Source organism: Caminicella sporogenes DSM 14501 (assembly GCF_900142285.1).
In the GTDB taxonomy this organism is placed as follows: domain Bacteria; phylum Bacillota; class Clostridia; order Peptostreptococcales; family Caminicellaceae; genus Caminicella; species Caminicella sporogenes.
Genome location: NZ_FRAJ01000007.1, coordinates 134,389 through 146,990, shown reverse-complemented (window position 1 = coordinate 146,990; position 12,602 = coordinate 134,389). Strand labels below are relative to the sequence as shown.

The 12,602-nt window shown below is 30.2% G+C and carries 13 protein-coding genes; 1 reads left to right on the top strand and 12 read right to left on the bottom strand.

Annotated elements, in window-relative coordinates:
* The 12 genes from pfkA to BUA90_RS05440 all read right to left on the bottom strand — a co-directional run.
* Nucleotides 1–794 (bottom strand): 6-phosphofructokinase (gene pfkA / locus BUA90_RS05495; RefSeq protein ID WP_072966440.1); only part of this gene is annotated, 794 nt, incomplete at its 3' end.
* A gap of 32 nt (nucleotides 795–826) precedes the next feature.
* A complete protein-coding gene (locus tag BUA90_RS05490) occupies nucleotides 827–1,780 on the bottom strand; it encodes an ROK family protein (protein ID WP_072966438.1) in 954 nt (317 codons plus the stop codon).
* A gap of 374 nt (nucleotides 1,781–2,154) precedes the next feature.
* Nucleotides 2,155–3,480: a pyrimidine-nucleoside phosphorylase gene (locus tag BUA90_RS05485; RefSeq protein ID WP_072966437.1), complete on the bottom strand. Its 1,326-nt coding sequence runs from the start codon at nucleotides 3,478–3,480 to the stop codon at nucleotides 2,155–2,157.
* 24 nt (nucleotides 3,481–3,504) lie between these two features.
* Complete coding sequence (locus BUA90_RS05480; RefSeq protein ID WP_072966435.1) at nucleotides 3,505–3,894, bottom strand: cytidine deaminase; 390 nt, start codon at nucleotides 3,892–3,894, stop codon at nucleotides 3,505–3,507.
* A 162-nt stretch (nucleotides 3,895–4,056) separates the two neighbouring features.
* On the bottom strand, nucleotides 4,057–4,725 hold the full coding sequence (gene deoC / locus BUA90_RS05475; protein ID WP_072966434.1) for a deoxyribose-phosphate aldolase: 669 nt from the start codon (nucleotides 4,723–4,725) through the stop codon (nucleotides 4,057–4,059).
* Between the two features lie 109 nt (nucleotides 4,726–4,834).
* Nucleotides 4,835–5,860, bottom strand: coding sequence for a LacI family DNA-binding transcriptional regulator (locus tag BUA90_RS05470; RefSeq protein ID WP_072966432.1), 1,026 nt, complete (start codon nucleotides 5,858–5,860; stop codon nucleotides 4,835–4,837).
* A gap of 209 nt (nucleotides 5,861–6,069) precedes the next feature.
* On the bottom strand, nucleotides 6,070–6,522 hold the full coding sequence (locus BUA90_RS05465; RefSeq protein WP_072966430.1) for a DUF134 domain-containing protein: 453 nt from the start codon (nucleotides 6,520–6,522) through the stop codon (nucleotides 6,070–6,072).
* Nucleotides 6,523–6,526: 4 nt separating this feature from the next.
* Nucleotides 6,527–6,967 carry a Fur family transcriptional regulator gene (locus tag BUA90_RS05460; protein ID WP_159430001.1) on the bottom strand — a complete coding sequence of 147 codons (441 nt, stop codon included), beginning with the start codon at nucleotides 6,965–6,967 and terminating at the stop codon, nucleotides 6,527–6,529.
* Nucleotides 6,968–7,027: 60 nt separating this feature from the next.
* Nucleotides 7,028–8,242: a NifB/NifX family molybdenum-iron cluster-binding protein gene (locus tag BUA90_RS05455; protein ID WP_072966429.1), complete on the bottom strand. Its 1,215-nt coding sequence runs from the start codon at nucleotides 8,240–8,242 to the stop codon at nucleotides 7,028–7,030.
* Nucleotides 8,233–9,066 (bottom strand): nucleotide-binding protein, encoded by an 834-nt coding sequence (locus BUA90_RS05450; protein ID WP_072966427.1) that lies wholly within the window; start codon nucleotides 9,064–9,066, stop codon nucleotides 8,233–8,235. The genes BUA90_RS05455 and BUA90_RS05450 overlap by 10 nt, the downstream gene beginning before the upstream one ends.
* 4 nt (nucleotides 9,067–9,070) lie before the next feature.
* Nucleotides 9,071–9,454 carry a NifB/NifX family molybdenum-iron cluster-binding protein gene (locus BUA90_RS05445; RefSeq protein ID WP_072966425.1) on the bottom strand — a complete coding sequence of 128 codons (384 nt, stop codon included), beginning with the start codon at nucleotides 9,452–9,454 and terminating at the stop codon, nucleotides 9,071–9,073.
* The gene (locus tag BUA90_RS05440; protein WP_094756749.1) at nucleotides 9,451–10,185 is read right to left on the bottom strand and encodes a P-loop NTPase; all 735 of its coding nucleotides are present in this window, start codon (nucleotides 10,183–10,185) and stop codon (nucleotides 9,451–9,453) included. Before BUA90_RS05440 ends, BUA90_RS05445 begins: the two co-directional genes overlap by 4 nt.
* A gap of 457 nt (nucleotides 10,186–10,642) precedes the next feature.
* Between BUA90_RS05440 and BUA90_RS05435 the strand changes: the two genes are divergently transcribed.
* Nucleotides 10,643–12,580 (top strand): aconitate hydratase, encoded by a 1,938-nt coding sequence (locus tag BUA90_RS05435; RefSeq protein WP_072966421.1) that lies wholly within the window; start codon nucleotides 10,643–10,645, stop codon nucleotides 12,578–12,580.
* Nucleotides 12,581–12,602: the final 22 nt, after the last annotated feature.

Here is a 12,602-nt window from a genome sequence, read left to right as displayed (position 1 = left end):
CTTGCAAGTATTCTGTCAAATGCTGTAGGACTTCCTCCTCTTTGTACGTGTCCAAGTATTGTTACTCTCGTTTCTATTCCTGTCTTTTCTTCTATTTCTTTTCCAAGCTCAAATGCATTTCCTATCCCTTCTGCCAGCATTATTATACTGTGAAGTTTTCCTCTATTTTTTCCTTGTATTAATTTCTTACATATACTGTCTATGTCAAAATCTTCTTCCGGTACTATTATACTTTCTGCTCCTCCTGCAAGTCCTGAGTAAAGTGCTATATCTCCGCAGTGTCTTCCCATTACTTCTATTATGTTTGCTCTTCCATGTGATGCAGATGTATCTCTTATTTTACTTACTGAATCCAGTACTGTATTTAGTGCTGTATCAAATCCTATTGTATAGTCTGTATATGCTAAATCATTGTCTATTGTTCCGGGTATTCCTATCGTCTTTATTCCTGCATGGCTTAGTTTTTGTGCTCCCTGAAACGAGCCATCTCCTCCTATTACTACAAGTCCTTCTATTCCAAATACTTTTAGTACTGTAAGCGCTTTTTGTCTTCCTTCTTCTGTTTTAAATTCTTCACATCTTGCTGTTCTTAGGACTGTTCCTCCCCTGTGTATAATATCTCCTACTGAAGATAAATCCATTTCCTTTATGTTTCCATTGATTAGTCCATTGTATCCTCTATCTATTCCCATTACTTTTATTCCATTATAAATTGCTGTTCTCACTACTGCTCTTATGGCAGCATTCATTCCCGGTGCATCTCCACCACTTGTTAAAACTCCTATTGTTTTCAATGTCATACACCTCCTAAAATTTAAATATTGTACTATTTTACATTGCTCTTTCCAAGCATTGCTGCTCCAATAATACCCGCTTCACTTCCTAATTTTGCCAAAACCACTTTTCCAACTGGTAAAGCCTTAAAATATTTATTTTTTGAAACTTCATTTCTTATTTTATCTAAAAGAAAATCTCCTGCTCTTGAAAGTCCTCCACCTATTGCAAATATTTCAGGATCGATAACACTTGTAATATTCATGATACCTATTGCTAGATACTTAACTAATCTGTCTACTGCCTTATTAGCTAACTTATCGCCTTCTTTAGCAGCATTAATAATTATTTTGCCATTTAATTTGTTTAAATCTCCATTTATTTTTTCATTTATTATTGTTTCACTATTTCCTTCTTCTATCAACTTTCTCGTATAATTTATGAGTGCTGTTGCCGAAGCAAAAGTTTCTAAACATCCATTTCTACCACAATTACAATCATAATAATTTTCTCCAACAATCATATGTCCTATCTCAGAACCTACATTATTAAATCCAGTATGAATTTTTCCATTTATGATAATTCCTCCGCCAACACCTGTTCCAAGAGTTATAAATACTCCACTTTCCTTACCTTTCATAACACCTATTTCATACTCTGCAAGTCCTGCCAAAGTAGCATCATTATCAATAAATACTGGAATGCCTAATTCCTTTTCCATAGGTGTTTTAAGTGGTATATCAGTCCAATTTAAATTTACACACTGAATTACATTTCCTTTTTTATCTGCTATACCCGGTATACCTATACCTATTGCTTTAATAGTTTCTCTTTCAACTCCATATTCTTTAATTATTTCATTAATTACATTTATAATATCTCTTATAATCTCATCTGGCTTTCTTTCTCTTTTAGTTGGTATAGATTTATCATACTTCAAACTTCCATCTCTGCTTACTATACCAACTGCAATATTTGTCCCACCTAAATCTACTCCTATGTACACTCATGTCACCCCAACTTATTATTATTTCTTATAAAAACAGCTTATTAAATATTTTATATTTCCCGGGAAACTGAAATTATATACCCTTCAAATTATTATACATAATTTATGCAAATTTTAAAAGCTTCTATTTTTTTACATTTAAAATTTTTTTGTAAATTCACATTATTAACTTTAATTTGTTTAAATTCATATTTACAAATTTTTAATAAAATTTTCATGCCATCAACAACATAAAAATATCCTATAAAGTAGACTTTTTTATATCTACTCTATAGGATAATTTTTTATAGTAAATAATTTTTCATTTAAATAAAATTTCTAAAATGCAAAACTATCTTTACTCTTTACATTTACGACTGCATAAACTTTATTTAAAATTTTTCTATTCCTTTTTCAGTAACAATTCCTTTTATCAATGGTTTTCTTTCAACTTTTTCATTTACTATCTCATATGCTTCCAAAATCATTTTAGTAGCCACTTTTTTCTTTTCATCATCATTAGCATGAATAGTTGCAATAGCTTCACCTTTCTTTACATAATCTCCTATTTTTTTGTGAAGAACAACTCCTACTGATAAATCTATTTCACTTTCCTTAGTCTCACGTCCTGCTCCTAAGACAAGAGCTGCCCTTCCTATATCATCAGCCTTTATTCCTTTTATATATCCTTCTTTTGAAGCAATAATAGGTTCAATAATACTTGCTTTTTCAAATAATGACGGATTATCAACAAAAGCTGGGTCTCCACCCTGTGCCTCAACAAGCTCTTTTAATTTTTCAATACCCTTACCTGATCTTATAATATCTTTTAAAATTCTTCTAGCTTCATCTAAATCCGTAACTTTCTCACTTAAAAGAAGCATATATGAACCTAATGTCAAACAAAGTTCTGTTAAATCGGAAGGTCCATTTCCCTTTAGAGTTTCTATAGCCTCTTTAACTTCTAATATATTCCCAACAGCATAACCTAACGGCTGATCCATATCAGTTATTATAGCTACTGTTTTTCTTCCAACATTAGTTCCTATATCAACCATTTCCTTAGCAAGTTCAAAGGAACTTTCTTCATTCTTCATAAATGCTCCACTACCCGTCTTAACATCTAATACGATAGCATCTGCCCCCGAAGCAATTTTTTTGCTCATTATACTACTAGCAATTAAAGATATATTATCTACTGTTGCAGTAACATCTCTCAGTGCATATAATTTTTTATCTGCCGGAGCTAAATTAGCTGTCTGTCCTCCTATTGCAATTTTTATATCATTCACATTTTCAATAAATTTTTCAATAGGCATATCTACTGAAAAACCTTTAAATGATTCTAATTTATCTATTGTACCACCAGTATGACCAAGACCTCTACCTGACATCTTTGCTACAGGTACTCCTGCAGCTGCAACGATAGGTCCAAGAATTAAAGTCGTTGTATCTCCTACACCACCTGTACTGTGTTTGTCAACTTTTATACCTTCAATCCCTGAAAGGTCAACCACTTCTCCACTTTTCACCATAGCCATTGTTAAATCTGCTGTTTCCCTCTTATTCATCTTTTGAAAATATATTGCCATCATAAGAGCAGAAACCTGATAATCTGGAATTTCACCTTTTGTATAACCTTCAACGAAAAAATTAATTTCCTCAGTTGTCAATTCCTCACCATTTCTCTTTTTCATTATCAAATCGTACATTCTCATATTATTCACCTCATTATTCCTAATTTATTTTAAATTTTCAGGACCAAAACTAAAAGGTAATAGTTCTTTTAAGGAATATTCTCTGTATTCATCTTCTGATTTTACAACTATTACTGTTACATCTTCACCAAATTCTCTTATTACTTGTCTACAAACGCCACAAGGATAAGTCCATTCAGAATCTCCAGTAACTGCTATAGCTACTATTTTTCTTTCTCCTTCTGATACTGCTTTTGATATAGCAGTCCTTTCAGCACAAATAGTTGGCGTATATGATGCATTTTCTATATTACAACCCGTATATATCTTTCCACTCTCTGTTAAAACTGCAGCCCCTACTTTAAAACCAGAATAAGGTGCATAAGCATTTTCCTTTGCCTCAAGAGCCTTTTTAACCAGCAATTTTTTATTCATATCTGCCTCCTGATTTAATATAATTTGAATTACTATCCAGAAAATGTTTTCCCCTGTGCTAAAATTTTACTTATTTGAACAAAGCATCTTACAAGTTTTCCTATAAAAAACATTTAAATATTTATCAAATTTCATATATCCTTGTAAGATGCCTTTATTATTTTAATACCCCTTATTTGCTGTTTTAATTCCTTCAACAATAGCTACAGAAGCACTAGCTCCTATCCTATTTGCACCTGCATTAATAACAGCCTCAGCATCTTCTTTGCTTCTTACTCCTCCTGAAGCTTTTACTCCCATATCAGGTCCTACAGTTTTTCTCATTAATTTTACATCTTCAACTGTTGCTCCACCTGTAGAAAATCCAGTTGAAGTCTTTACAAAATCTGCACCAGCTTCTTTAGCAATCTCACATGCTTTAATCTTTTCTTCATCAGTTAAAAGACAAGTTTCTATTATTACTTTTACTAATGCTTTTCCTTTAGCTGCATCAACTACTGCTTTAATATCATCTCTTACTACATCATATTTTTTATCTTTTAAAGCCCCTATATTTATTACCATATCTACTTCTTGCGCACCATTTTCAATAGCCTGTTTTGTTTCAAACGCCTTTACTTCTTTTGTATTAGCTCCTAATGGGAAACCTATAACTACGCAAGTTTTTACATCTGTTCCTTCAAGTTCTTTTCTTACTAATGAAGTATAATATGGATTTACACATACAGAAGCAAATCCGTATTTTTTAGCTTCACTACACACCTTAATTATTTGCTCTTCAGTTGCTTGAGGTTTTAATAAAGTATGATCAATATATTTTTGTAATTCCATCTTTTCCATCTCCTTTTTATTTATTTTAAATTAAACATAAATTAACCTTAGTAAAATGTAACCGGTTACATTTTAATTAATATTAAATTATTTATAATATCCAATAAATTTACTTTTTAACTAATTTTTCTGAACCTTTCAAAACAAGTTTTGGCATCAAAATAATCCTCTTTAGCTCCTTAACATCTTTTCCATTATTTAAACTTTCAATAAGTATCTTCATACCCATTTTGCCCATTTCAATAGTTGGACCATTTACAAAACTTATATTCATTCCTATAATATTTAGTACATCTATTTTATCAAAACCTATTATAGCCATATCTTCTGGAACTCTTATATTTTCTTCATAAAAAGCTTTCATACATCCTAAAATCATCATATTACTCATTACAAAAATGGCAGTAGGTCTATCTTTCATATTCAATATTTCTTTTGTTATGTTGTATGCAGTTTCATGGGTATAATCTCCATAAAAAATATATTTTTCTTCAACTGGTATATTATTAATCTCTAAAGCCTTTTTATATCCTATTAATCTTTCTCTTGCTGGTCTTGAATTCATATATCCAGTAATTATTGCTATCTTTCTATGTCCTGCTTCTATTAAAGCAGTTGCTGCATCATAAGCTCCTTTTATATGATCTATAAAAACTCCACTAAAATTAAAATACTCAACATGTCCGTCTAATAAAACTATTGGAATTCCTAAGTTTTCAAGACTACTTAAATATTCTCTATTAAATTCATCTTCTGGATAAGTAGGAGTTATAATTATTCCTTCTATTCTCTGCTGTTTAAGGAGCTTAAGAGCTTTCAGCTCTTTTTCTTTATTATCGTCTGTATTACATAAAATTATGTTTAAATTGTGTTCATCAGCTACCTGACTAATACCTTTAATTATTTCACCAAAAAAAGGATTGTTTATTTCTGGTACTATAACACCTATTGTATTTGTTCTACTTGTAGACAAACTCCTCGCTATGGCACTTGGAGTGTAATTTAATTCTTTTATTGCCTTTAAAACCTTTTGCCTAGTTTCTTCCCTGACATATCCTGAATCGTTTAAAACCCTTGAAACCGTTGCTCTAGATACTCCTGCAGCCTTTGCTATATCTTTTATAGTAACAGCCATTTTTGTTCCTCCTAAATTATCAAAGAAATCGTTTTGTTCAAATATGTTACCGGTTCCATATCATTATACAACTTTCATTATATAAATTTCAATAAAGATTTTAAAGTTTTTCAACTTTAATCACCTATCTACTTAATTTCCATAAATACCATATTTTCTGCAAAATAATACTTAAATCATAAAATGTCAAAAAATAAAGGATGATTTCTTTACAAAATACATCCTTTTCGTCTTCTACATCTCTTATGGCAAAATACACCTTTATCTATACACTGTATATCATTAGAATTACATTTTGGACAATTTCTAACTTCTTTTTCATATGCTTCATCAAATATCAAACCACAATTATTGCATTTATATTTACATATATTAAGTGTATAATTTCCACCCTCGATATTTATAGCTTTTCCCTCGGTTAAAGCCTGTGCTACTTTTTTCCTTGCAGAATCAATAATGAGCTGAAAAGTCTGTCTAGAAACATTCATTTTTTGTGCACATTCTTCTTGACTTAGTTTTTCTATATCTTTTAATCTCATAGCTTCAAGTTCTTCTAATTTCAATTTAATTTCATCAAGTTCACATTTCCTCTTTCCTAAAGGCACAAAATATTTATTTTCAGGCATAAATGCAATTCTTCTCGGTTTAACCGGTCTTGGCAAAACATCACCCCTTTCTACATTCAGAGCACAAACCACAAAGTGTAGCTGAAACATCTTCTATTAAAAAATCATACTGCTTCTCAAGCTCATTTCTTATTTCTATTAATTTAAGAATGATGTTCGTATCGTATATATCTATTATCTTTCCACATTTTTGACATCTAAAATGTATGTGCATACACTTTTGACTAAAAAGTTTTAATTCAAAATACCTTTCATTATTAAAAGATACTTCTTTTATTATCCCATTGCTCTTAAGAATATCTATAGTTCTATAAACAGTTGGTAAACTGATATTTTTATCTTTTACTAATTCATATACTTCTAAAGGACTTAAATGTCTATTTGAATTTACAAAAACTTTTATTATTTCTTTTCTTCCCTCTGTAACTCTATAATCATTTTTTTGTAAAATCGCTTTTATTTTATCAATTTTATTTTCCAATTTTATCACCCATTACATATCAAATTTAATATAATTAAAGGCAGAATGGATTCATTCTGCCTAGTGATTACCACAGCTATCATGATGTTTGTGTTCGTGGCATACAGAATTTGTAGTCTTTAATTTCCCATCTATAAATTCTTTAATTACATTTTCTAATTCACCACTAGCTCCAACTATTACTTCTATATTATTTCTTCTAAAAATTTCTTGAGCATTAGCTCCCATTCCTCCAGAAATAATTACATTTACATTTCTTTCTGCAAGATACTTTGGTAAAAATCCCGGTCTATGTCCTGGGTTTTCAACAAATGTCTTTGAAACAATTTCATTGTTTTCTATTTCGTATACTTCAAAACCCTCACAATGTCCAAAATGTGCTGAAACTAAATTACCCTCTTTTGCAATTGCAACCTTCATACTAAATAACCTCCATAATTTTTTTATTTTATTCCACATATTTATTATTTCCTTACCAGCTATACTGTCTTTATAAGCCACTATTGGCTTTAATTCATTTATCGCTTTATTAGCATATTCATCAAAAGGAATTTTTCCTACTATCTCAATAGCTTCTCCTTCACAAAATTCTTCTATTTTACTGCTCATTTCAGTATTAATATCAAATTTATTTATACATACAATCGGTTTTACTCCAAAATATTTAACCGTAGCTAGAACTCTCATAAAATCTTCTAAACCAGATTGAGTAGGCTCAGTAACAATTAACGCTATATCACATCCAGTAATAGAAGCCATTACTGCACATCCTATTCCGGGAGAACCATCTAATATAACCAACTCATTTTCTTTATAATACTTCATTGCATTCTTTCTTACCTCTGTAACTAATTTACCGGAACCTTCTGCTCCTGCCTCCATTTCTGCTCTTGATAAAATACCTTTATCAGTTTCTGTAATTATCGTTTGTCCAGTAATCTCATCTTTTAACTCTATAGCATCATACTCGCAAACAATCTTACAAGCTCCACAACCTTCACAAAGCATTTCATTGACTTTACAATCTTTTATTGCATCATATCTACAAACTTCCATACATTTTAAACATCTAGTACATTTATCTAAATTAATTTTTGCAACTTTTGCTCCAATAAAATCATGCTTTTCTAAATCTTTTCCCTTTAAAATCAAATGAAGATTTGATGCATCTACATCACAGTCAACTTTTATTTTATTCTCACTTAAATAAGCTAAAGATGAAGCTATTGTTGTTTTTCCTGTTCCACCTTTACCACTGATTATAACTACTTGCACAGAATCACCTCCTTAAGCTTCTGTGCAATTTCTGTAAAAATATTTCTTATTTCATCGTCTTTTTCGACTAAAAGCTCACCTTTAGAATAGGTTTTAGCAATTTCTCTTTTAAATGGTATTATACCAAGTATTTCTATATCATTTTCTTTACAAAACTTTGTTATTAGATTGTCAGTATTTTCTACTCTATTAATTATAATCCCAAATGGAATACCTATTTTTCTAACAAGTTCTACAGCAAGTTCTAAATCATGTAATCCAAATTCTGTCGGTTCAGTAACTAATACTGCATAATCAACTTCTTTAATTCCTTTAACTACATTACATGATGTTCCGGGAGCACAGTCTATTAATGCATCTTTTTCCGTTACCATCTTTTTTAAATCTGAAATTACAGGTCCACCCATTGGTTCGCCTATATTTAAAACTCCTCTTAAACAATCTATTTTTCCATTATTTCCAATATCAATTATTCCTATTTCTCTATGTACTTCATCTATAGCATCTACAGGACATATAAGTGAACACGCTCCACAGCCATGACATAATTTTTCAAATAATATTATTTCATCCTTTGGCATAGCTAGTGCATTAAATTGACAAGCATCTACACATTTTTTGCACTGTATACATTTGTCTTTATCTACTTTAGGAACAGGTAAAACTACCTTTTTAGTTTCTTTTATTTCAGGTTTTAAAAATATAAAACCATTTGGTTCTTCAACATCACAATCCACATATGCCCACCCCATTATATGAGCTAGATTTGTAGCAACAGTAGTTTTTCCAGTTCCTCCCTTTCCACTCAATACTGCTATTTGCATTTTATTACCATCCTCTTCTGTGTTGATTTCCTAATCCAAAATGAGAATTTACAGATTTTTCAATTTCTTTCAATTTATTATCTTTAAACATATTTAATACTTCTTCAACAGTATTTCCATCTGCTTCATATATTTTAATACCTGCTGATTTTAAAAGCTTCATAGCATTTGGTCCTACATTTCCAGTAATTACAACATCTACCTTATTATCTATCACTTCTTGAGCTGAAGCTATTCCTGCTCCATTATTAGCTGTAGAATTTTCATTTTCTATAAACTCAAAATCTTTTGTTTCATCATCATATATTGCAAAATACTTACATCTTCCAAATCTTAAATCTACAGATGAATTTCTCTGATTACCTAAGCTTGATATACATATTTTCACTTCACATCACCTTCCATTTTCTCAGTAAGTTTTAATGATAGTTTTTCCATTAAATCAAATTTTATTTTACCGTATAATTCTATTCTTCCTTCATCACATAATTCAACAAATTCCTGATCTATTGGCAGTTTTGCAATTACATCTATGTTCATTTCTTTTGATACTTCTTCTATTTTACTTTTTCCAAAAATATTTATTTTTTTACCGCAGTCTGGACACTCAAAATAACTCATATTTTCTACTATTCCAAGTATAGGTACATTCATCATCTTTGCCATATTAACTGATTTTTTTACGATAAGTTTTACAAGGTCCTGTGGTGATGAAACTATAACTATCCCATCTAAAGGTAATGACTGCATAATTGTAAGAGGTACATCACCTGTTCCTGGTGGAAGGTCTATAAGCAAATAATCTATATCACCCCAATTTACATCAGTAAAGAACTGTTTTACAGTACCAGAAATTATAGGTCCTCTCCAAACTACTGGGTCATCTTCCTGTTCAACTAATAAATTTAATGATATTACTTTTATTCCAGAAGTCGTAACTACAGGGTTTAATCCTTTATCATTACCTGTAGCTCTTTTTCCATTAATTCCAAATATCTTAGGTATACTTGGTCCTGTAATATCTGCATCTAGTATACCAACATTATACCCTTTATCTCTCAAAGATATTGCCAAAAGTGATGTAACAGATGATTTTCCTACTCCTCCCTTCCCACTCATAACAGCTACAATTTTTTTTATATTACTTAGTTCATTTGGCTTTTCCTTTGTAAAATTCAAACTAATCTCCTCCTTGTTAATAGCATATGCTAATTATATTATACCTCGTTTTTAGTTTTTGTCAAATGCTAATAACATTTTTTTACACAAAAAACTCTTTAAAATTTCATAAAAATATTGTGAAAAATTTCCTCTAAATACTACATACATCCATGTAATAACAATATACTTTGTTAGATATAATTATCATCATTTCTCATATTTATGTATTATTTATAAAAACTTCAAAACAAAAATTAATAACCTTATCTAAAAATTTATAATTACTAAATATTTTTTATATTTATACTGTTGACAAAAAAAAGTCTTGTGATATACTTGTATGCAATAATACAGTTTTGTTGTTTTTTGAAATATATTTGATTTGTATTAACTAAAATATGAAAGGTGGAGTTATATGGGAAAAAATTTAACATATAAAATCCTCGAAAAAAATTTATTAAGTGGAAATTTAAAAACAGGTAATGAAATAGCAGTAAAAGTAAATCAAACTTTAACTCAAGACTCAACAGGTACAATGGTTTACCTCCAACTCGAATCAATGAAAATAAAAAATATAAAAACTGATTTATCAGTAGCTTATATCGACCATAATACTCTTCAGACAGGTTTTGAAAATGCAGATGACCACGAATTTATTAAAACTGCAGCAGCAAAATATGGAATTATCTTCTCCAAACCCGGAAACGGCATATGTCATCAACTTCACTTGGAAAGATTCGGAAAACCCGGAAGTATACTAATTGGCTCAGACAGTCATACTCCAACATGTGGAGGTTTAGGTATGCTTAGTATAGGATGCGGTGGGCTTGATGTAGCTGTTGGTATAGCAAAGGGATATTATTATTTAAAAGTTCCAAAAGTACTTAATATTGAACTTAAAGGAAAATTGAATCCATGGGTATCTGCTAAAGATGTTATTTTATACATTTTAAAGAAGTTAACCGTCAAAGGTGGAGTAGGTTATGTCATAGAGTATTCTGGTGATGGAATAAAGGAATTATCTGTTACAGATAGAGCTACTATTGCAAATATGGGAGCAGAACTTGGCGCAACTACTTCTATTTTTCCTAGCGATGAAATTACTAAAGATTTTCTAAAAAGACAAAACAGAGAAAAAGATTTTGTTCCTTTATATGCAGATGATGATGCTGTTTATGATAAAAAAATAATCATTAATTTAAATGACATACAGCCAATGACTGCAATGCCACATAGTCCCGATAATGTTATAAAAATTTCAGATATTAAAGATAAAATAAAAGTCGATCAAGTAGCCATAGGTAGTTGTACAAATTCTTCTTACACTGATTTGATGAAAGTGGCAAAAATTCTAAAAGGCAGGAAAATCCATAAAGATGTTAGTTTAATTATTTCCCCCGGTTCTAGCAATATATTAAAAATGATGTCAGATAACGGTGCTCTTGGCGACTTAATAGCTGCTGGTGCCAGAATCCTTGAAGTTACATGTGGCCCTTGTATAGGAATGGGACAAGCTCCTAAAACAAATGGCATTTCACTGAGAACTTTCAATAGAAACTTTAAAGGCAGATGTGGAACAAAAAATGCAGATGTATATTTAGTAAGTCCCGAAACTGCAGCCGTATCTGCAATTACCGGATACTTAACTAATCCTTCAACCTTTAGAAAAGCCCCTATTGTAGAAATTCCTGATAAATTTGAAGTTTACGATAATTATTTTATTTATCCTCCAAAGAATAGAAATAATTTAGAAGTAGTAATGGGACCTAATATTAAACCATTCCCTATCAATAAGCCTTTACCATCAAAACTAGAAGGTAAAATTTTATTAAAGACAAGTGATAATATTACTACAGACGATATAATGCCATCAAATGCTAAACTTTTACCATATAGATCTAATATACCTGAACTTTCCAAATATTGTTTTGGGACACTCATAGATGATTTCTATATAAGGGCTAAAAAAAATAATGGTGGTTTTATTATAGGTGGAGAAAATTATGGTCAAGGCTCCAGTAGAGAACATGCTGCTCTAGTCCCACTTTATCTTGGAATAAAAGCAGTTATTGCAAAATCTTTTGCAAGAATTCATAAATCAAATTTAATAAATTCAGGAATTCTTCCACTCATATTTAAAAATAAAAATGACTATAACCTTTTAAAAGAATTTGATGAAATTAAAATCAACAATTTAATTGAATCTCTTGATAATAAATCAGAAATCACGTTAATTAATAAAACAAAAAATGTTTCTATTCAATTAATTTTTGAAGGTTCTCATAGAGATATAGAAATATTAAAACACGGCGGATATTTAAACTATGCTAACCTAACTAATATAGATATTTAATCAAAACTTCAAACTTATACAT